Annotated in this window: 24 protein-coding genes; 13 read left to right on the top strand and 11 right to left on the bottom strand. The window is 68.4% G+C overall.

Features of this window, described 5'->3' with window-relative positions; all coding sequences use genetic code 11:
- Nucleotides 1–50: 50 nt before the first annotated feature.
- Both AB7E83_RS15515 and AB7E83_RS15510 read right to left on the bottom strand, forming a co-directional pair.
- Nucleotides 51–3,350, bottom strand: a complete 3,300-nt coding sequence (locus AB7E83_RS15515) for a beta strand repeat-containing protein (RefSeq protein ID WP_428570981.1) — start codon at nucleotides 3,348–3,350, stop codon at nucleotides 51–53.
- A gap of 18 nt (nucleotides 3,351–3,368) precedes the next feature.
- Nucleotides 3,369–4,160, bottom strand: a complete 792-nt coding sequence (locus AB7E83_RS15510) for a hypothetical protein (RefSeq protein ID WP_428570979.1) — start codon at nucleotides 4,158–4,160, stop codon at nucleotides 3,369–3,371.
- A gap of 393 nt (nucleotides 4,161–4,553) precedes the next feature.
- Between AB7E83_RS15510 and AB7E83_RS15505 the strand changes: the two genes are divergently transcribed.
- Nucleotides 4,554–4,874 (top strand): thioredoxin family protein, encoded by a 321-nt coding sequence (locus AB7E83_RS15505; RefSeq protein WP_428570977.1) that lies wholly within the window; start codon nucleotides 4,554–4,556, stop codon nucleotides 4,872–4,874.
- 58 nt (nucleotides 4,875–4,932) lie between these two features.
- Here AB7E83_RS15505 and AB7E83_RS15500 read toward each other — a convergent pair whose 3' ends face one another.
- From AB7E83_RS15500 to AB7E83_RS15485, 4 genes are all read right to left on the bottom strand, one after another.
- Nucleotides 4,933–5,922: an NAD(P)H-dependent glycerol-3-phosphate dehydrogenase gene (locus tag AB7E83_RS15500; RefSeq protein WP_428570975.1), complete on the bottom strand. Its 990-nt coding sequence runs from the start codon at nucleotides 5,920–5,922 to the stop codon at nucleotides 4,933–4,935.
- Between the two features lie 75 nt (nucleotides 5,923–5,997).
- On the bottom strand, nucleotides 5,998–6,465 hold the full coding sequence (secB, locus tag AB7E83_RS15495) for a protein-export chaperone SecB (RefSeq protein WP_428570973.1): 468 nt from the start codon (nucleotides 6,463–6,465) through the stop codon (nucleotides 5,998–6,000).
- Nucleotides 6,466–6,540: 75 nt separating this feature from the next.
- Entirely contained in the window at nucleotides 6,541–6,798 is a 258-nt protein-coding gene (gene grxC / locus AB7E83_RS15490) for a glutaredoxin 3 (RefSeq protein WP_428570972.1), read from the bottom strand.
- A 28-nt stretch (nucleotides 6,799–6,826) separates the two neighbouring features.
- Entirely contained in the window at nucleotides 6,827–7,237 is a 411-nt protein-coding gene (locus AB7E83_RS15485) for a rhodanese-like domain-containing protein (protein WP_428570970.1), read from the bottom strand.
- 71 nt (nucleotides 7,238–7,308) lie between these two features.
- On the opposite strand from AB7E83_RS15485, the gene gpmA reads away from it, so the two are divergent.
- The 4 genes from gpmA (at nucleotide 7,309) to AB7E83_RS15465 (ending at nucleotide 11,912) form a co-directional block, all read left to right on the top strand.
- Nucleotides 7,309–8,043: a 2,3-diphosphoglycerate-dependent phosphoglycerate mutase gene (gene gpmA / locus AB7E83_RS15480; RefSeq protein WP_428570968.1), complete on the top strand. Its 735-nt coding sequence runs from the start codon at nucleotides 7,309–7,311 to the stop codon at nucleotides 8,041–8,043.
- A gap of 128 nt (nucleotides 8,044–8,171) precedes the next feature.
- On the top strand, nucleotides 8,172–9,611 hold the full coding sequence (locus AB7E83_RS15475; protein WP_428570966.1) for a S41 family peptidase: 1,440 nt from the start codon (nucleotides 8,172–8,174) through the stop codon (nucleotides 9,609–9,611).
- Between the two features lie 132 nt (nucleotides 9,612–9,743).
- On the top strand, nucleotides 9,744–10,493 hold the full coding sequence (locus tag AB7E83_RS15470; RefSeq protein WP_428570965.1) for a HesA/MoeB/ThiF family protein: 750 nt from the start codon (nucleotides 9,744–9,746) through the stop codon (nucleotides 10,491–10,493).
- A gap of 81 nt (nucleotides 10,494–10,574) precedes the next feature.
- Nucleotides 10,575–11,912, top strand: coding sequence for a hypothetical protein (locus tag AB7E83_RS15465; protein WP_428570963.1), 1,338 nt, complete (start codon nucleotides 10,575–10,577; stop codon nucleotides 11,910–11,912).
- A gap of 4 nt (nucleotides 11,913–11,916) precedes the next feature.
- Here the strand turns inward: AB7E83_RS15465 and AB7E83_RS15460 are convergent, their stop codons facing one another.
- The 3 genes from AB7E83_RS15460 to AB7E83_RS15450 are packed head-to-tail and all read right to left on the bottom strand — an operon-like array spanning nucleotide 11,917 to nucleotide 14,366.
- Nucleotides 11,917–12,897 (bottom strand): Ldh family oxidoreductase, encoded by a 981-nt coding sequence (locus AB7E83_RS15460; RefSeq protein WP_428570962.1) that lies wholly within the window; start codon nucleotides 12,895–12,897, stop codon nucleotides 11,917–11,919.
- The gene (locus tag AB7E83_RS15455; RefSeq protein WP_428570960.1) at nucleotides 12,894–14,072 is read right to left on the bottom strand and encodes a UxaA family hydrolase; all 1,179 of its coding nucleotides are present in this window, start codon (nucleotides 14,070–14,072) and stop codon (nucleotides 12,894–12,896) included. Before AB7E83_RS15455 ends, AB7E83_RS15460 begins: the two co-directional genes overlap by 4 nt.
- A 12-nt stretch (nucleotides 14,073–14,084) precedes the next feature.
- Entirely contained in the window at nucleotides 14,085–14,366 is a 282-nt protein-coding gene (locus tag AB7E83_RS15450; RefSeq protein WP_428570958.1) for a UxaA family hydrolase, read from the bottom strand.
- Between the two features lie 106 nt (nucleotides 14,367–14,472).
- Here AB7E83_RS15450 and AB7E83_RS15445 point away from each other — a divergent pair, with 106 nt between their 5' ends.
- On the top strand, nucleotides 14,473–15,270 hold the full coding sequence (locus AB7E83_RS15445; protein WP_428570956.1) for a GntR family transcriptional regulator: 798 nt from the start codon (nucleotides 14,473–14,475) through the stop codon (nucleotides 15,268–15,270).
- Nucleotides 15,271–15,310: 40 nt separating this feature from the next.
- Here the strand turns inward: AB7E83_RS15445 and AB7E83_RS15440 are convergent, their stop codons facing one another.
- A complete protein-coding gene (locus AB7E83_RS15440) occupies nucleotides 15,311–15,496 on the bottom strand; it encodes a hypothetical protein (RefSeq protein WP_428570954.1) in 186 nt (61 codons plus the stop codon).
- Between the two features lie 174 nt (nucleotides 15,497–15,670).
- Here AB7E83_RS15440 and AB7E83_RS15435 point away from each other — a divergent pair, with 174 nt between their 5' ends.
- Nucleotides 15,671–16,054: a response regulator gene (locus AB7E83_RS15435; protein WP_428570952.1), complete on the top strand. Its 384-nt coding sequence runs from the start codon at nucleotides 15,671–15,673 to the stop codon at nucleotides 16,052–16,054.
- Between the two features lie 16 nt (nucleotides 16,055–16,070).
- Here AB7E83_RS15435 and AB7E83_RS15430 read toward each other — a convergent pair whose 3' ends face one another.
- Nucleotides 16,071–16,703, bottom strand: a complete 633-nt coding sequence (locus AB7E83_RS15430; protein ID WP_428570950.1) for a response regulator — start codon at nucleotides 16,701–16,703, stop codon at nucleotides 16,071–16,073.
- A 122-nt stretch (nucleotides 16,704–16,825) separates the two neighbouring features.
- On the opposite strand from AB7E83_RS15430, the gene AB7E83_RS15425 reads away from it, so the two are divergent.
- From AB7E83_RS15425 to AB7E83_RS15400, 6 genes are all read left to right on the top strand, one after another.
- The gene (locus AB7E83_RS15425; RefSeq protein ID WP_428570948.1) at nucleotides 16,826–18,190 is read left to right on the top strand and encodes a CHASE3 domain-containing protein; all 1,365 of its coding nucleotides are present in this window, start codon (nucleotides 16,826–16,828) and stop codon (nucleotides 18,188–18,190) included.
- Between the two features lie 151 nt (nucleotides 18,191–18,341).
- A complete protein-coding gene (locus AB7E83_RS15420; RefSeq protein ID WP_428570946.1) occupies nucleotides 18,342–18,641 on the top strand; it encodes a glycine zipper domain-containing protein in 300 nt (99 codons plus the stop codon).
- A gap of 19 nt (nucleotides 18,642–18,660) precedes the next feature.
- Nucleotides 18,661–19,032, top strand: coding sequence for a hypothetical protein (locus AB7E83_RS15415; RefSeq protein ID WP_428570945.1), 372 nt, complete (start codon nucleotides 18,661–18,663; stop codon nucleotides 19,030–19,032).
- Entirely contained in the window at nucleotides 19,029–19,565 is a 537-nt protein-coding gene (locus tag AB7E83_RS15410; RefSeq protein ID WP_428570943.1) for a hypothetical protein, read from the top strand. The genes AB7E83_RS15415 and AB7E83_RS15410 overlap by 4 nt, the downstream gene beginning before the upstream one ends.
- A gap of 93 nt (nucleotides 19,566–19,658) precedes the next feature.
- A complete protein-coding gene (locus AB7E83_RS15405) occupies nucleotides 19,659–19,973 on the top strand; it encodes a BON domain-containing protein (protein WP_428570941.1) in 315 nt (104 codons plus the stop codon).
- 52 nt (nucleotides 19,974–20,025) lie between these two features.
- Nucleotides 20,026–21,159, top strand: coding sequence for a zinc-binding metallopeptidase family protein (locus tag AB7E83_RS15400; protein WP_428570939.1), 1,134 nt, complete (start codon nucleotides 20,026–20,028; stop codon nucleotides 21,157–21,159).
- Nucleotides 21,160–21,196 lie beyond the last annotated feature (37 nt).

Below are 21,196 nucleotides of genomic sequence, written 5' to 3'. Positions count from 1 at the left end.
CTCGTCGGAGGGTTTCCCGTCGGGTCGGTCGCACCGGCGTGGGAACCCCGTCAGCCGAAGGGGTCGAATCGGCCAGTGCTCGGGTCGTAGCCCTTCCAGTCGTAGAAGCCCGTGGGCGGCCCGCCGAGCGCGCCCGACGCGGTGACGACGCCGTTGACGACGCCGTCGAGGTCGAACGGCCCGCCGTCTTCGACCGTGAAGTCGACGCGCGTGCGGCCCGTGCCCACCTGGGCCGTGGTCACGTTGAACCAGACGCCGCTGCGGTCGCGCAGCCAGACGCCCTGGCCGCCGGCAATGCTTTCGCAAAAGAGGCTGAACGTCTCCGTCGACTGCTGGTTGGTCATGTCGGCGGTGAAGCCGAGCGCGCAGGCGAAGGCCACGGTCGAAGGCGCATCGGAAGGTACCGCGCCGGTGGTGAAGGCGGTGAGCTGGCTCGTGTTCGTGTCCTGCGTGTCCATCGCGCCCTCGCGCGAATCGGCCACGAGGGTGACGAACGAGGTGCCGCCCGAGATGCGCGTGGACGTGACGTTGTTCTGCTCGGCATCCTGCAACCCGTCGCCGTTGCCGTCGCCTTGCACGCCGCCCGTGCGGGGCGCCGGCGCGGCCTGCTCCACTTCGCTGGGGACGCCGTCGTTGTCGGCCGGCGGCGGCGGTGCGGGTGGCGCGGGCGGCGCCGGCGCCGGGGTGGTGTTCGTGACGGGCGTGGCCGCGAAGGTCGCCGCATCATTGCCCGCGGCATCCTGCAACGCGGCCGTGTCGTCCTCCGCGCTCGGGTCGGTGTAGCGCACCGTCACCGCCTGCCCGGGCGTCACGGCGGCAGCGAGCGTGAGCGTCGCCGTCTTCGCGGCCGCGTTCACGGCGAGCGAATTGACGGTGGCGGCGGCTCCGGCGACCGTGACGGCGAAGGCGCCGGCGGCGGGAACGTTGACCGCATCGAGCGTCGTCGCCTCCGTGTACGTGAGCACGAGGGACGCGGCGTTGACCGTCGCCGAGGCGAAGACGGGCGCCACGCCGTCGACCACGATCGCCTGGTTGGCGCCCAGCGACGTCGCCGCGCCCGGCGCGGCCAGGGTGAGCGTCGCGTTGTTGCCGGCCGCATCGCGCACGGTGCCGCCGTTGAGGACGAAGGCGCCAGTGCTGAAGTAGTCGAGATCCACGCTCGTGTCGCCGGCCTGCACGGTGTAGGCGAAGCTGAGGCGGTTGGTCGTCGCGGCCCCGGCGTAGGTCAGCACGCGGTCCACCGCGCCGGTTTCCAGCGTGAGCTGGGGCGCGCCGACGATCGTCACCGTCTCACTCATGTTCACGTCGATGCCGAGGGTCCTGCCGATGCCGTAGGTTCCGTTCGCGGACGACGACACCACCCCCGTGACGGTGGGCGCCGCGCCGTCGATCACGAGGTTCCTGTTCGCGCCCAGCGATCCTTCGGCCGCTGGCTCGGGCACCGTCAGCGTCGCGTCGTTGCCGGCCGCGTCGCGGATCGTGCCGCCGCCGAGGGTCAGCGCCGCGCCGATGGCGCGGTCGAGGTCGGCGCTGGTGTCGCCCGCCTGCACCGTGTAGTTGAAGGTCAGCGTGTTCGTGCCGCTGCCGCTCGCGTACGCGGCAGTGCGGTCGACGGCGCCCGTCTCCAGCGTCAGCACCGGCGTCCCCGTCACCGTCACGGCTTCGCTGAAGGCGACCTGCACCGCGATGACGGCGCCCACGCCGTAGGTGCCATTGGCGGTGGTCGAATTCAGCGTCGTCGCCGTGGGCGCCACGCCGTCGATGCCGATGGCCTTGTTCGCGCCAAGCGAGTTGGCCGCGCCCGGCGTCGCGAGCGTCAGCACCGCGTCCGTCGCGCCATTGCGGATCGTGCCCCCGTTGAGCGCGAGCGCGGCCGTCGATGCGTAGTCGAGGTCGGCGCTCGTGTCGCCGGCCTGCACGGTGTAGGTGAAGGTGAGCGAGTTCGAGCCGCTGCCGCTCGTGTAGGTCGCGGTGCGCCCCGCGCCGCCGGTCGCGAGCGTGAGCTGCGGCGTGCCCGTGACGGTGACCGTGTCGCTGAAATTCACCTGCACGCTCACCGTGTCGCTGACCTTGTACGTGCCGTTCGCGGTGGACGAATTGACCGAAGCCACGCTGACGCCGGTGGCGATGACGATGTTCTTGCTCGCGCCGAGCGATCCCTCCGCGCCGGGCGCGGGCAGCGTGACGCTGGCGACGTTGCCGGCGGCATCGGTCAGGAGTCCCCCGCCGTTGGAGTATGCGGAAGTGGCGAAATAGTCGAGGTCGGCCGTCGCATCGCCGGCCTGCACGACGTAGTTGAACGTGAGTGTCGTCGTCCCGCTTCCCGACGCATAGCTGGCGAAGCGTGGGGTGCCGCCCACGCTCAGGCGGATGCTGGGCAACGCCCCCTCGGGGACGAGGACGGCTTCGCTGAAGGTTACGGTGATCGGAATCGTCGCGCCCGCGGCGTAGGTTCCGTTCGCGACGGTCGACGAGACAGAGGTCAAGGTTGGCGCGACGCCGTCGACGACGAGGTTCTTGTTCGCGCCGAGCGATCCTGCGGCGCCCGGCGCGGGCAGCGTCAGGATGGCGGCCGCGCCGTTGTTCCCGACCATGTTGCCGCCCGCGAGCGCGGTCGTGCTCGCATAGTCGAGGTCGGCGCTCGTGTCGCCGGGCATGACGGTATAGCTGAACGGAAGCGTGTCGGTGCCATTGCCGAGCGACACGCCCGCCGTCCAGGTCGCATTGCGCACGGCGCCGCCGACGTTGAGCCGGAGCGTGGCGTCGGCGCCCATGTTGACCGGCGCGCTGAACTTGACGTCGATGGGAATGACGCCGCTGATCGGGACCGTGCCGTTCGCCCGCGTCGAGGTCACGGACACCACGGTCGGAGGTTCCGTGACGTTGCCGAAAACCAGGTCGTCGATGCCGAGCAGCCGCACCGAGCCCGTTTGCGCGACCAGCTTCAGGGCGAAGACATTGTCGAAGAACCCCGCGTTGAAGTTGCCCGTCGTGCCCGCATTGGTCGCCACGACCGTCAGGGTCTGCAGGTCCTGGCCCGCCGAGTTCTGCCCGACGAGCCGGATCGTCTGATTCCCTTCGCCGTAGTTGATCAGGCGGATCGAAGTCGGCGTGAACGTCTGCCCCGCGGTGAACGCGAGCCGCACGCTCGTCTCGGTGTTCGAATTGCCGACCAGCACCCGGCCCGTCTCGGCGTCGAACGATGCGCCGTTGGCGACGCCGTCGATCAGCAGCTGGTACGCGGCATTGCTGTTGACCCGGTAAGTGACGTTCTGGGCGGCGGCGGCGCCGCCGGTGTCGGCGAAGTCGCCGATCAGGTTGAAGTTCGCGGTGACGTTGGTGAGCGGCATGTCGAATTCCTCGTCGGGTTACCGCGTGGCCGTGAACAGCGTCGCGGTGGTGAGGTCCGTCGCCGCGAGTGCGATGGAGAGCGAGGTCTTCGCGGCGTTCAGCGTCGCGACGCCGCCGTACTGAACCGTGCGCGCGGTGCACGCTTCCGTGAGCTGCAGTTGATACACCGCGACACCGGCCACCGGCGCGAGCGAGCCCGTGTAATTGCAGCCGCTTGTGTTGGTGCCCGTGAGGTTGCCGGTGGACGCGACGTCGAGCGTGATGGTGAGCGTGCCGCCCGCGATCGACGCTCGCCATCGGCCGGTGGCGTCCGCGGCCGTGGCAGGGGTCTCGTAGGCGGTGTTGTACGCGAACGAATGCGCGGGCGTCCCGCCGGCCGCGGCGAAGTTGAGCGACTGACGTGGGTTGACCGAGCCCGAGGACGCATACGCGGCCTGCGTGCCGGTGGTGAGGTTGAAACTTCGTCCGGCGAGCGCGAAATTGCTGCCGGTCACGCTGGTCGTGCCGATCACCATCGTCGTCTGCGCCGTGGTCTGCAGCACGAGCAGGGAAGAGCCCTGCGGCAGGACGATGGCCGAACCGGTCGTCCCCGCAACCACGGTGCCGCTCCAGAAGCCCTGTGCCGGTGAAGCGGCGGGCGGCGCGGGCGTCGGCGCGGGAGCGGGCGGCGCGGGCGTTGGTGCCGGAGGTGGGGGCGTCGCGGGTATGGGGGCGGGCGCGAGGGCCGGCGCCTCGACGTCCTCGCCGCCGCCACCGCTGCCGCAGGCCGTGATCGAAGAAGCCAGCGCCGTCCAGAAGAGCAGGCGCATTGTGCGTGAAACATGAACCATGGACCTCGCTCCTGGCGGAACCGAAGACGCGGAACCGCAGAGGCTGCTCGCTTCCGAGAGGGAGGGAGTGCGCAGAATTGAGATGACCTGCCGAAGCGGCATGACGAGGCACCTTTGTTTTTTTTCGACGAGAGTGCGCCGCCTGACTTCACGGTTGGGCTGCCGTCATTCGCTCCCTAACGGTTGCAGTCTAAGGGCGTAACAACAAAATGTGACGAATTTGCAGATTTGTCACACCTGTCGGGCATCGCTTGCATTCGCAGAAGGGACGTGCTTGTACTGCTGTGTCACCAGGGGCGAACCGGCCCGACCGACCGTCGCTCGCGCCGCATGCCTACGGGGCGAGCGGGGCGCAAGCCGCAAAATCGACGCATGAACACGACTTACGAAGCGGCCGAGCCCCGGCGCGAGGAAGTGGACGCGCTCGAGGGCGCGACGGTGCTGGAATTCGGCACCCCCTGGTGCGGCTTCTGCCGCGCGGCGCAACCGCTGATCGCGGGCGCTTTCGCATCGCAGGCCAAGGTGAGGCACATCAAGGTGGAGGACGGGCCGGGCAAGCCGCTCGGGCGGTCGTTCCGCATCAAGCTGTGGCCCACGCTGGTTTTCCTCAAGGACGGGCACGAGCTCGCCCGGGTGACGCGGCCCCAGGGCATGGAAGCGCTTCGGGAGGCGCTGGAAAAGATCGGCGCCTGAAACCGAAAGCCGACGAACCCCGCTCCGACGGGACGACTCGGCAAGGCCGCGACGCCGACTACGCCTCCGAGACGGGGTCGCGCGCCATCAGCGCGGCCACGGCCTGCGCGGGCCGCAGCTGCCCATCGAGCAGCGCCACCACGCCGCGCGAGATCGGCATGTCCACGCCGAGCGCCTGCGCGCGCGCGACGACCGTGCGCGCGCTGTACACGCCCTCGGCCACGTGCCCCAGCGAATCGACGGCCTGCTGCAGGGTCTTGCCCTGCGCGAGCAGCAGGCCCACGGTGCGGTTGCGGCTCAGGTCGCCGGTGGCCGTCAGCACAAGGTCGCCCAGGCCCGAAAGACCCATGAACGTTTCCGCGCGCGCGCCGAGCGCGACGCCCAGCCGGGTCATCTCCGCGAGGCCGCGCGTGATGAGGGCGGCGCGCGCGTTCAGTCCGAGCGAGAGCCCGTCGCATAGGCCCGTGGCGATGGCGAGCACGTTCTTCACCGCGCCGCCCACCTCCACGCCGGGCAGGTCGTCGTTGGCGTAGACGCGCAGGACGGAGCTGTGGAACGCCTCGACCAACGCATCGCGCACCTGCGCGTCGGGGCTCGCCGCCACCAGCGCGGTCGGCTGGCCGCGCGCGGTCTCGAGGGCGAAGGAGGGTCCGCTCAAGGCGCCCGCGCACAGGGCCGGCGCGACTTCCGCGCGAATCTCGTGGCCCAGCAGGCCCGACGAGGCTTCGAAGCCCTTGCACAGCCACGCGACGGGCCGGCCGCAGTCGCGCAGCGCATGCAGCATCGTGCGCAGGCCCGCCATGGGCGTCGCGACGATGGCCAGGTCGTGGGCTCTCGCCATGCGATCAACGCCCGGAAGCGGCTCGGCACTCAGCGCCAGCGAGGCCGGCAAGGCGACGCCCGGCAGGTAGCGCGCGTTCTCGCCGGCCGCACGCATGGCCTCGACTTGCGCCGCATCGCGCGCCCACAGGGTCAGCTCGTGCCGCGCCGCCGCGCTGGCCGCGAGCGCCGTGCCCCAGGCGCCGGCGCCGAAGACGACGATCTTCATGGGGAGGACGCCGATGGGTTCATGGCGGCTTAGGCGCGAACCGAACGCGCCGAAGTGCGCGCGAGGTGCGCGGCGTCAGGCCGACGTGATGATCGGCGACGGCTGCTGGCCGCCGCCTTGTTGCGCCTGCTGCTGCTCGAACATGGCCTGGAAGTTGATCTCGGCCATGTGGACCGGGGGGAAGCCGGCGCGGGTGATGATGTCGGCGACGTTGCTGCGCAGATAGGGGTACACGATCTGCGGGCAGGCGATGCCCAGGATCGGCTGCATCTGGTCTTCGGGGATGTTGCGGATCTCGAAGATGCCGGCCTGCTTCACTTCGACCAGGAACACGGTCTTGTCCTTGATCTTGGTCGTGACCGTCGCGGTGACGCCGATCTCGAACACGCCGTCGGAGACCTGCTGCGCATCGACGCCGAGCTGGATGTCCACCGCCGGCTGCTCCTGTTCGAGCAGGATGGCGGGGGAGTTGGGTTGCTCGAGCGAAGCCTCCTTGAGGTAGACGCGCTGGATCTGGAAGACGGGATCTTGGGAATCGGCCATGGCCTTGCTGCCTGTTGTCGGGAGTCGAAACCGCCGATTATCGCCGCGCGTCGCCGCCGGTCGGCGGGCGAGGCCTCAGCCCTGGAGCAGAGGCAGCAGGCCGCCCCGGCTGTCCAGCGCCATCAGGTCGTCGCAGCCGCCCACGTGCGTGTCGCCGATGAAGATCTGCGGCACCGTGCGCCGGCCGGTGATCTCCATCATCTTCAGGCGCTCCTCGGGCTGCATGTCGACCCGCACCTCGTCGATGGCGTCGACGCCGCGGGCCTTGAGGATCTGCTTGGCACGAGTGCAATACGGACACACGGCCGTGGTGTACATCTTGACGGTCTGCATGAGGCTCCCAACTGCTTGTCTTCGGATTTCAGGACTTCTGGAGCGGAAGACTAGCCTCTTTCCACGCCGACAGGCCGCCGCCCAGGGCCTGGGCCTCCGCGTAACCCAGGTTTTTGGCGATTGCTTCCGCTTTCTTCGACTTGCCGCCCGTGGCGCACACGAAGATGACCGGCAGCGCCTTGTTCTTCACGACCTCGGGCAGGCGCTGCTCCAGCTGGGCCATGGGGATGCTCTTGGCGCCCACGATGTGACCGCGCGCGAACTCGTCGGCATCGCTCAGGTCCACCACCACGGCGCGATGCCGGTTGATCAGCTGCACCGCGCCCGGAGCCGTCAAGGCGCCCGCGCGGGAGCCGCGGCTGAGCGTCGGCCACAGCAGCATGGCCCCCGAGGCGAACGCCACGAGCACCAGCGACCAGTTGTCCATCAAGAACTTCATTCTTTCCTCGGTTTTCCAGAGTCAACCCGCGATTCTAAAATGCCGGGTTTCCCCCTTCCTTTCGAACGCACATGCACAAGCTCGTCCTGATCCGCCACGGCGAATCGACCTGGAACCTCGAAAACCGCTTCACCGGCTGGACGGACGTCGATCTCACCCCCACCGGCGTGGCGCAGGCCGTGGCCGCCGGCAAGCTGCTGAAGGCCGAAGGCTGGGACTTCGACGTCTGTTTCACCAGCGTGCTCAAGCGCGCCACCCGCACCCTGTGGCATGTGCTCGACGAGATGGACCGCACCTGGCTGCCCGTCGTCCACAGCTGGAAACTCAACGAGCGCCACTACGGCGACCTGCAGGGTCTCAACAAGGCCGAGACGGCGCGCAAGTTCGGCGACGAGCAGGTGCTGGTCTGGCGCCGCAGCTACGACACCCCGCCGCCCGCGCTGGCCAAGAGCGACCCGCGCTCGGAAAGCGGCGACCGGCGCTACGCGGGCGTCGACGTCCCCCTGACCGAGTGCCTGAAAGACACCGTGGCGCGCGTGCTGCCCTTCTGGAACGAGGCGATGGCCCCCGCGATCCGTTCCGGCAAGCGCGTGGTGGTCGCCGCCCACGGCAACTCGATGCGCGCGCTGGTGAAGTACCTCGAGGGCATTTCGGACGCCGACATCGTCGGACTGAACATTCCCAACGGCATTCCGCTGGTCTACGAACTCGACGCCGACCTGAAGCCGATCCGCAGCTACTACCTGGGCGACGCCGAGGCGGCGGCCAAGGCCGCGGCGGCGGTCGCGAATCAGGGTAAAGCCTGAGTGGGAGACGCCGCTTCGCGCGGCTTTTTCACGGCGTTTACGCGGCGCCTGCGGAACCGTTGGTGTCGGAGTGCGTCTTATCCTTCTCAGGTGTATATTGAACCTGCAAGAGGACGCGGACGTTTTACATGAGCCAAAGATTGAAGATTGCCGGCTGGGTTTCCGTAGGCGCACTGGCCGGTGCGCTCACCACGGTGTCGCTGCAGACCGTCGCGCGAGGCTCGCTCGCGCCGCTGCCGCTCGAGGAGCTGCAGCAGCTCGCCGCCGTGTTCAGCATGGTGAAGTCCGACTACGTGGAGCCGGTCGACGACAAGAAGCTGATCAGCGACGCCATCGCGGGCATGGTGGCGAGCCTCGACCCGCACTCGCAGTACTTCGACAAGAAGTCCTTCAAGGAATTCCGCGAGGGCACGTCGGGCCGCTTCGTCGGCGTCGGCATCGAGATCTCGCAGGAGGACGGCCTGGTCAAGGTGGTGTCGCCCATCGAAGGCTCGCCCGCCTTCCGCGCCGGCCTGAAACCCGGCGACCTCATCACCAAGATCGACGAGACGGCCGTCAAGAGCCTGTCGCTGTCCGATGCCGTCAAGCGCATGCGCGGCGAGCCCAACACCAAGGTCATGCTCACGATCTACCGCAAGGACGAGAACCGCTCGTTCCCGGTGACGATCACGCGTGAGGAAATCAAGACCCAGTCGGTCAAGGGCAAGGTCATCGAGCCCGGCTACGCCTGGATCCGCCTGTCGCAGTTCCAGGAACGCACGGTGGAGGACTTCGCGAACAAGGTCCAGGAGATCTACCGCGCCGAGCCCAACCTGCGCGGCCTCGTGCTCGACCTGCGCAACGACCCGGGCGGCCTGCTCGACGCGGCCGTGGCCGTGTCCGCGGCCTTCCTCCCGGAGAACGTGACCGTGGTCTCGACCAACGGCCAGCTCAACGAGAGCAAGTTCACCTACAAGGCCGCGCCCGAGTTCTACCAGCGCCGCGCCGGCGCCGACCCGCTGCGGCGCCTGCCGGCCGCGCTGAAGAACGTGCCGCTGGTGGTGCTGGTCAACGAAGGATCGGCCTCCGCGAGCGAAATCGTCGCCGGTGCGCTGCAGGACCATGGCCGCGCCAAGATCCTGGGCAGCCAGACCTTCGGCAAGGGCTCCGTGCAGACGGTGCGCCCGCTCGGCCCCGACACGGGCCTGAAGCTCACCACGGCGCGCTACTACACGCCCAGCGGCAAGTCGATCCAGGCCAAGGGCATCGTTCCCGACGTGCTGATCGACGAGTCGGAGGAAGGCAACCTGTTCTCGGTGCTGCGCACCCGCGAAGCCGACCTCGAGAAGCACCTCTCCAGCGGCCAGGGCGCCGAGGTCAAGGACCCGGCACGCGAGAAGGCCCGCGAGGAAGCGCGCAAGCGCGCGGAAGAAGACGCGAAGAAGGGCCCGGACGCGCGCAGGCCGCCCGAGTTCGGCAGCGACAAGGACTTCCAGCTCGTGCAGGCGCTCAACCAGCTCAAGGGCCGCCCGGTCCTCGTGAGCAAGACGCAGGTGATCGAGAACAAGGCAGAGAAGAAAGAGAACTGACCCACCCCCGAAGCGCCTCCGGCGCTTCCCCCTCGAGGGGGCGCCCCCAGCGGCCCGGCAAAGCCGGTTCCGCGGGGGCCCTGGAAGGAAGCCCGCACCAGCGGGCTTTTTTCTGCGCGGTCAGAATGCGGCATGACCGACGACGACCTGCTGCGCTACTCGCGGCATATCCTGCTCGACGAGATCGGCGTCGAGGGGCAGGAGCGAATCTCGCGCTCGCATGCGCTGGTCATCGGCGCGGGGGGACTCGGCTCGCCGGTCGCGCTCTACCTCGGCACGGCCGGCGTGGGCACGATCACGCTCGTGGACCACGACGCGGTCGACCTCACCAACCTGCAACGCCAGATCGCGCACACGCTCGCGCGCGTGGGCGAGCCCAAGGCGAATTCGGCGCGCGAGGCAGTCGCGGCGATCAATCCGAATGTGCAGGTGCGCGCGCTCGTGCAACGGGCGGACGCGGCGCTTCTCGACGAACTGGTGCCCCGTGCGGACGTGGTCATCGATTGCTGCGACAACTTCGCGACGCGGCATCTCGTGAATGCCGCGTGCGTGCGTCATCGCAGGCCGCTGGTGTCGGGCGCGGCGATCCGGTTCGACGGGCAGATCTGCGTCTTCGATCCGCGCGACGACGCGTCCGCGTGCTACGCCTGCGTGTTCCCGCCGACCGATGACTTCGAGGAGACCCGCTGCGCCGTGATGGGCGTTTTCGCGCCCCTGGTGGGAATCGTCGGCACGATGCAGGCCGCCGAGGCGCTGAAGATCGTCGCGGGCGCGGGCACGCCGATGACGGGACGGCTGCAGATGCTCGACGCGCGGGGGATGGAGTGGACGGAGGTGCGGGTCGCGCGCGATGCGGGCTGCCCGGTGTGTTCGCGGCGCTGAAATGCCGGCGACTTTGGTCTCATGGACGCAGCGGCGGGGCTTGCGTTTCACTGTCGCTTCCGTCTCCCAAAGGTTGTCGTCATGTCTACCCCATCGATTTCTTCCTGCCGAGGTATCGGCCTGCCCGGCGGGGTGGCTCCGCAGGACTCGACCCCGGCTCGCATCCCGGAGTTGACCCACTTCCGAGCCGGGCTGACCGGACTCCGAAGGAGCTTCCTGCGCGAAACGCCACAGGCACTGGACGAGTTGACTGCGAATCTGGCGGACAGCCGGTCCGTCAGAAGCGATTTCTTTTCCGCACGCCTGAAGAGTCTCGGCAATCTCGCCGACCGAGAGCCCACGTTCCTCAGCAACTGGGACGATTTGCGTCGCTCGATCATGCGTCTTCCGCCAGGGGGGACTGCCGATATCCTGTATCCGCTGGCCGAGGCGCTGGACGCGCTCGAGAATGCCGACTCGGGATTCCGGGGGCTCATGGTTTCGGCGAACTCGATCAGCTACCGTCCCGCGCTCGCAGCAGAAGTCCAGCGCACGCGAGCGATATTTGTCCTTCCGCTGTATGAACGGGTCGCCCAACTCGCGGAGGCGGCGGCGCAATCGCTGGCAATGAATCGGCGATCGGACGCCGCGGACGCGGCCCATTCGGAAGCGGCACCTGGACCCGCCGAAGACAAGTCCCCGCTCGAAGACGCCGTGGAACGCCTGGCCGGCGACGTCCGGTTACGGATGCGAGCCGTCCATTCCTGCGACGCCAGCCTTGTTCAGTCCGCGCAATGGGCGGACCCCAATGGCACGTTCCACACGGCAACCCCGGCGGAGATCGAAGCCGAGTTCTCCAAGGACGAACCTTTGCTCGTCCCGGGGGAAGTGGAGGACATCCTCGAGGAAACGCTCGGCCACCTCCTGGAGGATGGCAGCCTCGATCTGTCGGCGATGCGGGATTCGCACGCCGCGGAAGCCTCGGGGTCGCAACGCAAACGAATACTCGACCTTGCGCTCGACTTGCTGGAGAAGCCGGTCGTACTCGGCTGGTGCCTCAGCGACCTTGCGGCGGAGAATGGACTGACCCGAGTCGACCATGCGGCCGCTGCGACGTACCGCATGCCCGGCCTCGTACAAGACGCAGGGGACCTGCATTTGCAGGCGGTCGGTCTCAAGGTGCATCCGATGAAGACCGATTTCGAGGTCGATCTGCGCGGTGTCACGAACTTTCCCCCGGTCATCGTCTTCGATGACGAGAACCCCGATGTCACCGGCACCGTTCACATGCCAGGGGGCGTGAATTGCGAACTGCAAACCAGGTCGGGACGCGTGCTTGCCGGCGTGATCGTTCGCGAGGCCGATTCGCCGGATCGTCCCGGCCGCGAATATTGCCTGGGCTCCACCCTGTCGCGCACGACGTTCGAGACTCGCGTGTAGCGCGTCACAGTGCGTCCGGGACCTCGATGCCTTCCGTACGCGCCTTGCGTTCGAGCTCCAGCCGCCGCGCGCCCGCGAGCCGCACACCCTCGTCGACCAGCATCTCCGCGATGAGCGCTTCGATGCGCTCGTCGTAGACCGCGCGGCCCGCCAGGGCGCCGGGGTCGATCAGCAGGAACGCCTGGCCGATGCGCGGCGCATTGCCCTCGTCCACGAAGAACGAACTCGCCTCCGCGCCGTGGTGCGCGCCGGTGAGCGCCGTCACGAGCAGCTCGACGACGAGCGCGAGCATCGCGCCTTTGGTCGAAGTCGCCGCGCCGATGGGAAGCATCGAGCCTTCGAGCGCGGCCTTCGCGTCGGTCGTGGGACGGCCATCGCGGTCGAGCGCCCAGCCCGCCGGAATCGCCTCGCCCTTGCTCGCCGCGACGGCCACCTTGCCGCGCGCGACTTCGCTCAGCGACAGATCGATCATCAGCGGATCGCCGCCGCGCCGCGGAAAGATCGCCGCGACCGGGTTCGTGCCGAAGACCGCATGGCGCCCGCCCGCCGCCGGCATCGCCGCCGGTGAATTGGCGAAGCCGAGGCCGACGAGCCCGGCTGCCGCCGCAGGACGCAGGTGATCGACGAGCACGCCCGCGTGATGGCTGTTCGTCACGCCGACAAAGCACACCCCGAGCCGCTTCGCGATCTCGATGCCGCGCGACACGGCGAGCTCGCACGCGGGAAACGCCAGCCCCTCCTTCGCATCGACGAGCAGCGCCGCGCCATGCTCGCGCGCGATGGAGGCGACCGCCGCGCCGTTCGCCCGCCCATTGCGCAGATGCACCGAATACGGCGCGACGCGAGACAGGCCATGCGAGCCGATGCCTTGCGCCTGCGCGAGCACCAGCGCACGCGCCGTGCTCTCGGCCATCGCCGCGGACGCGCCCGCGCGCTGCAGCGCCGCGCTCGCGCGCCGCACCGCTTCGTCGAACGACACCTTCATGCCGATTCGTACAGCCGCGTCAGCACGAACTCGCGATGGCCCAGCGCCTCGGCCGCGGTGAGCCGACCGTTCGCCGTGCGAAGCATGCATTCGAGCAAGCGATCGCCCGCGTCGTCGAGCGTCATCTCGCGCTGCAGCAGCCCGGTGACGTCGACGTCGATGTGCTCGCTCATCAGGCGCACCGTGCGCGGATTCGCGCAGATCTTGATGACGGGCAGGATCGGGTTGCCGATCACGTTGCCCTGCCCCGTCGGGAAGAAATGCACCGCATAGCCCGAGGCCGCGCACAGCGTCACCATCTCGGCGGCGGCGCTCGACGAATCCATGAACCACAGGCCCGGATGCGTCGGCATCTCAGCCTTGTCGATCACGCCGTCGACCGTGCATCGCTTGCCGATCTTCTGGATGTTGCCGAGCGCCTTCTCCTCGATGGTCGTGAGGCCGCCCGCGATGTTGCCCTTGGTCGGCTGCGAGTCGGACAGGTCCGAGGTCTTGTGCCGCTCCACCACCGCCTGGTAGCGGTCGAACATGAACATGAACTTCTCGCGCACCGCATCGTTCGCGCAGCGCGCGGCGACGATGTGCTCGCCGCCGGTGAGCTCGGTCGTCTCGCCGAAGCACAGGTAGTTGCCCTGCGCATGCAGCTTGTCGAAGGCGTTGCCCACCGCGGGGTTCGCGCCGCAGCCGGACGTCGTGTCCGACTCGCCGCACTTCGTCGATACCCACAGCTCGGACAGCGCGCACGGCTCGCGCTGCCGCTCGCTTGCCCACTGCACGTACTCGCGCGCGGCCTTGCTCGCGCGCATGATCGTCGCGTGGTCGCCGTGGCCCTCGATGCCGAAGCCGCACACGGGTTTGCCGGTGGCGGCGATGCCGTCGACGACCCGTTTCGTCCAGCCATCCTCGATGCCGATGACGACCACCGCCGCCACGTTCGGATTGCAGCCCGTGCCGATCAAGGTGCGGAAATGCAGTTCGAGATCCGCGCCGAACTGCAGCCGCCCGTAGGGATGCGGGATCGCGAGCACGCCCTTGATGTTGTGCGCGACGGCCTCGGCCGCGGCGTTGGACAAGTCGTCGAGCGGAAGCACGATGACGTGGTTGCGCACGCCCGCGCGGCCGTTCTCGCGTCGATAGCCCAGGAAGGTGGAATCGCGGTCCATGTGGAAAGGCATCCCGGTCTCCCCCTACCAGCGCTGTGTCTTGACGTTGTGGACGTGGGCATGCTCGCCCGCGGCGATGGGCGCGACCACGCGGCCGATGTCGATGCCGTACTTCACCGCCTTGTCGCCCACCGGCATGTCGCGCAGCGCGATCTTGTGCCCGATGGGGATCGCCTGGCGCGCCCGCAGGCTCACGGTGCGGTCGTCGTCCATGATCCAGCCGGTGAGTTCGTCGCCGGCCTTCACGCCTTCGACCACGACCACGGCGACGGTGTCGCGCGCATCGTGCAGGATGAAGTGAATCATCGGGGGGCTGCCTCCTGTCGTCGTGCGCTGCAGTCTTCCAGCATCGCCGCGGCGCGTCAATCGACTCATATGAATGACTGTGGCATGGTCGCTATACTCGGCCCCCATGCCTCGCGCCACGCTGCCCGCCCTCCATCTCGCGCCCCTGCCCGCCAGCGGCTCGGGTCCGCTGTACCGGCAGGTCAAGCGCGAGTTGCAGCGGCTGATCGAGACAGGCCGCTACACGCCGGGCGACACGCTGCCGGCCGAAGGCGTGATCGCCGAAGGCCTGGGCGTGAGCATCGGCACGCTGCGCCGCGCGGTCGACGAACTCGTCCACGAGAACGTGCTGGTGCGCCGGCAGGGGCGCGGCACCTTTGTCGCGCTGCACAGCAGCGACCGCTTCCTGTTCCAGTTCTTCCACGTCGAGCCGCGGCCCGACCCGGCGCATGACGCCGTGCCCGCGGAGCGCGAGCTGCCGCAGGTGGAGTGCGTGGGATTCGCGCGCGCGAAGAGCGACGAGACCGAGGCGGCCGCGCTGCGCATCCGGACGGGCGAGCCGGTGATCCGCATCCAGAATCGCCTGTCGCTGTCCGGGCGCGCGGTGATGCACGACCGCATCGTGCTGGCCGCCTTCGTCTTTCGAGGGCTCACCGAGAAACGTTTTCGCGAGCGGCCGAGCACGATCTACCGTCTCTACCAGAGCGACTTCGGCCTGAGCGTGCTGCGTGCGCGCGAGCGTGTGCGCGCCGTTCACGCGAGCACGGAGGTCGCGCGCATGCTGGGGGTGAGTGCGGGCTGCGCGATGCTCGAGGTCCACCGTGTCGCATTGAGTTTCGGGGACCGGCCGGTGGAATACCGCGTGTCGACCATCCACACCGCGGCGCACGACTACGTGAGCACGCTCTCCAAGTTCGAGCGCTGAGCCCGTTGACGGGCGTCGAAGGCGGCGACGGCGAAGCGCTTCAGCGCAGGCCCAGCCATCGCGCCACGACCAGTGGCTCCTGCGGCGGCGCGGCCTTGGGCGCAAGCGACTGGGCGCTGACGCGCACGAACTCCACCTCGGCCTGGCCGGGTTCGCCCAAGGCGACGAGGGCGGCCGCCATCAGGGTGCCGAAGAAGATGATCAGGGTGCAGGCGAACAGCTTCATTCGCGGGAGTCTGCAACCCGTCGCAATCGGAAACAGTCGGTCACAGGAGGTTGCGGCTGTCGGCTTCGGCCTACACAGCCCGGCCGTAAGACTCATCCTACGGGGGGCCGGGCGATCCACTGGCAGAATCCCTCCAACGAAAGTCGACGCCCGCGCCGCCCGGCCGTCCCTCCCGTGCAGCTCAAAACCTACATCGTCGAAGACAACGCGACCATTCGCGAGAATCTCATCGGGACCCTCGAAGAGCTCGCATCGGTGACGCCGCTGGGCTGGGCGGAGACCGAAGCGCAGGCGCAGGCGTGGTTCGCCGCCAACGTCGGGGAATGGGACCTCGCCATCGTCGATCTGTTCCTGAAGCAGGGAAGCGGCCTCGGCGTGCTGGAGGCCGCGCGCAACCGCGGCGCCGAGCAGCGCGTGATCGTGCTCAGCAACTATGCGACGGCGGAGATGCGGGAGCGCTGCGCGCAGATGGGCGCGGACGCCGTGTTCGACAAATCGAACGAGATCGATGCGCTGATCGACTACTGCCTGGCGCTCGCGGAAGGCACCGGGGCCTGAAAGGCCCCCGTCCGCTTCAGTCGATCAGCTTGTTCTTCAGCGCGTAGTGCGTCAGGTCGCTGTTGGAGGAGAGGTTCATCTTCTCCATCAGGCGCGTGCGGTACGTGCTCACGGTCTTCACGCTCAGCGACAGCGCCTTCGCGATGTCGCCCGCGGTCTCGCCCTTGGCGAGCTTGAGGAACACCTGGAACTCGCGCTCGGACAGCTGCTCGTGCGGCGCGCCGCCTTCCTTGCGATTGAGTTGCTGAGCGAGCAGTTCGGCCACGGCCGGCGAAATGTAGCGGCGCCCCAGCGCGATGGTGCGGATCGCGTTGACGATCTCCATCGGCTCGCACTCCTTGTTGAGGTAGCCGCTCGCGCCCTGGCGAATCAGGTTCATCGCGTAGTGCTCCTCGGGGTAGCCCGAGAGAATCAGGATGCCGACGTCCGGCGCCTTCGCGCGGATCATGCCCAGCGCGTCGATGCCGCTCTGCCCGGGCATGGAGAGGTCCATCACCAGGACGTCCATCTCGGTCACCCGCACCAGGTCGATCGCCTCGCGGCCGCTGGATGCCTCGCCTACCACCCGCAGGTCGACCTGCTCGGAGAAGAATTGCTTGAGGCCCGACCGCACGATGGCGTGGTCATCCACAATGCCGACTTTGATCATGCTCACTACCTTCCGCGTGACGCGTTGAATTTCATTGTGCCCCACTTGCGCGGGGAAATGGCCTACCCTTGAGCCATCCATTGCATCGATTTTATGCACAACAACGAGGTTTCAGGTTGAGATTGGCCGAACGACTTCCGCGACACGCCATCAGCCTGCTCCTCGCGGTGCTTGCGGCGGGCTCGCTCATCGCCATCAACGAAATCGGTTACACACAATCCCGGCAGGCGCTGGATGAGATTGCCGAGTACACCCGGACCCGCAGCCAGCTCAACCGTCTGATGCAGCAGGTGGTCGACGCGGAGACCGGCACGCGCGGCTATCTGCTCACGGGCGACCCCCGCTACCTTGAGCCCTACAACGCGGCCGTGGCCGACGTGAGCCAGAACCTCGACGGCCTGCGCGCGATCTACGCGGACAATGCGGACGAGTCCGCCATCCTCGGGCAGGCCTCCCGCAACGTCCAGCGCAAGCTCGCCGAACTGGAACTTTCGATTCGCATGCGCAAGCAGGGCAACGAGGACGCCTGGAAATTCGTGCTGATGACGGACGTCGGCAAGGAGCACATGGATGCGATCCGCGAGCAGACCGGCAAGCTGGTCGCAACCGCCACGAGCCGCATGGAGATCGGGCAGACCCAGGTCCACCGCACGCTGGCCTTCTCGCGCATCGGCATCGCGGCCGTCGCCTTCTTCGCGCTGCTTGCGTTCTATCTGTACCTGCGGCAGACCACGGCCCTGAAGCTCGCCGGCGAACGGCAGCAGGCCGCGCTGCAGCAGGAGCGCGACCTGCTCGAGGTGCAGGTGCGCGACCGCACCGCGACCCTGGCCGAACTCGCGACCCACCTGCAACAGGTGCGCGAGGAAGAACGCGGGCACCTCGCGCGCGAACTGCACGACGAACTCGGCGCGCTCCTCACGGCGGCGAAGCTCGACGTCGCCCGCCTGAAATCGCGGCTGGGCACGCAGTCGACGCCCGAGATCGGCCAGCGGCTGCAGCACCTGACCGAGTCGCTCAACGCGGGCATCGCGCTGAAGCGCCGCATCATCGAGGACCTGCGGCCGTCCTCGCTCTCGAACCTCGGGCTCACCGCGTCGCTCGAGATTCTCGCGCGCGAGTTCTCCGAGCGCTCGGGGGTGGAGGTCACGACCGTGCTGGAGACGGTCGAGCTCGACGAGTCGCGCCAGCTCACGATCTACCGTCTGGTGCAGGAGTCGCTCACCAACGTGGGCAAGTACGCCGACGCGAAGCAGATCGACGTAAGCCTGCGCAACTACACGAACCACGTCGAAGTCGAGATCCGCGACGACGGCAAGGGATTCGACACGCGCAAGATGAAGCCGTCGACGCACGGCATCGCGGGCATGCGGCACCGCGTCGAGGCCGCCGGCGGCAAGCTGAGCGTGTACTCGCAACCGGGCCAGGGCACGCGCATCGCCGCGATGCTGCCCAAGCCCGCCTCGCCGCCCGATACGGCCGCCGCCTGAATCCCCGCGCCTGTCGGCGCATTCCTACGCAGGGCACGCGCCGCCGCCGACGCCCGGCGGCATGCGGTACTACACCGCAGGCTCTTCCGTGCCTTCAAACTCCAGTCAGGCGATTTCGTCTTCCGTTCAACAGCCATCGAGAGGAACCATCATGGATACCCAGCACGCACTCGACAACACCCGCCGCATCGCCGCCGACGCCATGGAGCGCGCGAGCGAGAAGGTCCGCGGCCTGCGTACCGGCGCGAGCGACTACGCCAATCGCGGGATGAGCTCGCTGGCGGGCGGCGCTTCGACGGCGCAGCGTCAGCTGGGCGAATATTCGCGCGCGACGACGCGCTACGTGGGCGAGCATCCCCTGAAGTCCGCGGTGATCGCCGCCGCCGTGGGCGCCGCCGTCGCCGGCATCGTGATCGCGCTGCGCCGCCACCAGCGCTCCGACGAAATCTGACGCGAGCCGCGCGAGCGCCATGCACCCGATCCTCACCGTCCTGATTCGCAAGCCGGAGCTCGTCATCGAGCACGTCGCGGGCTACGCCGCGCTGATCGGCGAAGAGGCGTCGAACGTCGGCGGCCAGGTCGCGAAACGCGCGATCGCCTGGGGCGCGTGCATCGTGGCCTTCCTGCTGTTCATCGTGCTCGCGGGGGTCGCAATCATGCTCGGCGCGGTCAACGAGCGCTTCTCGTGGGCGCTTGTTCTCGTGCCGGCCGTGCCGCTGCTCGCCGCGATCGCGGCGTTCGCCGTCGCGCGCCGGCAGATGCCGGAAAAGGCCTTCAGCGAACTCAGGGCGCAGCTCGATGCCGATGCAGAAGCGCTGCGCGCCATCGGGGCGCGTTCGTGAGCAACGAACGTCCCCCATCCGAGGCGGCGCGCAAGCTCGCGCAGACGCGCCTCGCGATCGTCGAGCAGATCCACCGCGGCGAGCGCCGGCACGACCCGCGCGAGGCGGGGCCGGTCGCGCATCGCGATGCGCGCAAGTCGAATGCGGCCCCGGCGGGGCAAGGGTCCCAGGCTTCCGCGCCCTCTCCGTCCTCCGGGGCCGGGCGCGGCGTGCCGCCTGCGCCGCGTCGCGGCGGAGGCTGGTTCGCCCGCGTCAGGCACGGCCTGGAAATGTGGTGGCGTTATCACCCCGCGCAGATGGCGGTGGAGATCGCGTCGCCGGTGTTCCGCTCGTACGCGCGCTCCAACCCGAAGCAGCTCCTGGCGATCTCCATGGCAGCCGGCGCGCTGGTCATGATCGCCCGGCCGTGGCGCCTGATTTCCGTGACGACGATCCTGATCGCCGTCGTGAAGTCCTCGCAGCTCTCTCACGTGCTGCTCTCGGCGCTGTCCGCCGCCGACTACGAGAAAGACCACCGCGGGCCCGACGCCTGAACCGTTCAGTTATCGCAAACCGGGACGCGTGGTGCGGCGGCCCGGCAAGCATTTCACCCGCAACCGCACCGAAACCATGAAAGGGAGCCTCCCATGAAAAACACCCGAGCACTCGCACTTGCCGTCCTCCTCGGCGCCACGCTGGCCGGCACCGGCTGCGCCGTGATGCGCGGCCAGACCGACGTCGGCACCTACGTCGACGACCGCACGATCACGACCGCCGTCAAGGCGAAGCTGATCGAGGACAGGAACACCGGCGGCCTGTCGATCAACGTCGACACGCTCAACGGCGAAGTGTCGCTCTCCGGCTTCGCGAAGTCGGCCACGGAAAAGAGCGTCGCCGAGTCGATCGCGCGCAACACCCGCGGCGTGCGCGGCGTGCGCAACAACCTGGTCGTCCGCCCGTAATCGCGGATGAAGCCGGCCCCCGCGCGGGGCCGGCGGGAGGGGAAAGAAAAGAATGAAGACGTTCCATTGCCAGTACTGCGGACACCCGGTCTTTTTCGAGAACGTGACCTGCCTGCGCTGCGAAAGCGCGCTCGCTTTCCTGCCGGACCGGATGAACATGGCGGCCATCGAGCCCGTGCCCAAGCAGGACGGCCTGTGGCGCCCGCGAACTCGCGCCCGGCGCAGGAACTCGACCTCGCACTACCGCATGTGCCACAACCACGACACCTGGCAGTCGTGCAATTTCGCCGTACCCGCGGCCGACGCGAACCCCTTGTGCGCTTCGTGCCGACTTACCCGAATCCTTCCCGACCTGTCGCTGCCGGAAAATCAGCAGCGGTGGTATCGCATCGAGGTCGCCAAACGGCGCCTTTTCTATTCGCTCGCCAAGCTGGGGCTGCTGTCGCCCACGCCGGCGGATGGCGAGCCCGACGGACCCGTCTTCGAATTCATGGCCGACGTGCCGGGCCAGTCCGTGATGACGGGCCACTGCAACGGCGTCATCACGCTCAACGTCGCGGAGGCCGACGACGAGGAGCGCGTTCGCCGCCGCGTCGCGCTCCACGAGCCGTATCGAACCTTGCTCGGACACTTCCGCCACGAGTCGGGGCACTACTACTGGGACCGCCTCGTCGCCGACAGCGGCCGCCAGGAGAGCTATCGCGAGATCTTCGGCGACGAGACCCAGGACTATGGCGCCGCGCTGCAGGCCTACTACGCCAACGGCGGCGCCGCGGACTGGCGCGACCGCAGCGTGAGCGTGTACGCAACCGCCCACCCCTGGGAGGACTGGGCCGAGACCTGGGCGCACTACCTGCACATGGTGGACCTGCTCGAGACGGCAGCCTCGTACAACACGCACATCTCCCTCCGCGACGACGAGGAAGCGGAAGAGGTCACCAATCCCTTCGAGACCGGCATGCCGAACTTCGAGACGCTGGTGGAGCAATGGGTGCCCGTCACGCTCCTGGTCAACAGCCTCAACCGCAGTCTCGGCCAGGAAGATGCGTACCCGTTCGCGCTTTCGGTCGGTGCGCTCACGAAGCTGCGCTACGTGCATGACCTCATTCGCGACGTGAAGGCCAACGGGATGCACAAGCCGGTGGCGGGAAACGAAAGCGCCTGCGTGCAGGAAACGGCGGTCTGACGGATTCGTCATTCCCGCGAAGGCGGTGATGACGGAC

It is taken from the genome of Ramlibacter sp., assembly GCF_050250995.1.
In the GTDB taxonomy this organism is placed as follows: Bacteria; Pseudomonadota; Gammaproteobacteria; order Burkholderiales; family Burkholderiaceae_C; genus Ramlibacter.
Note: the sequence above shows the minus strand (reverse complement) of the source record. Positions and strands in the feature narration are given on the sequence as shown.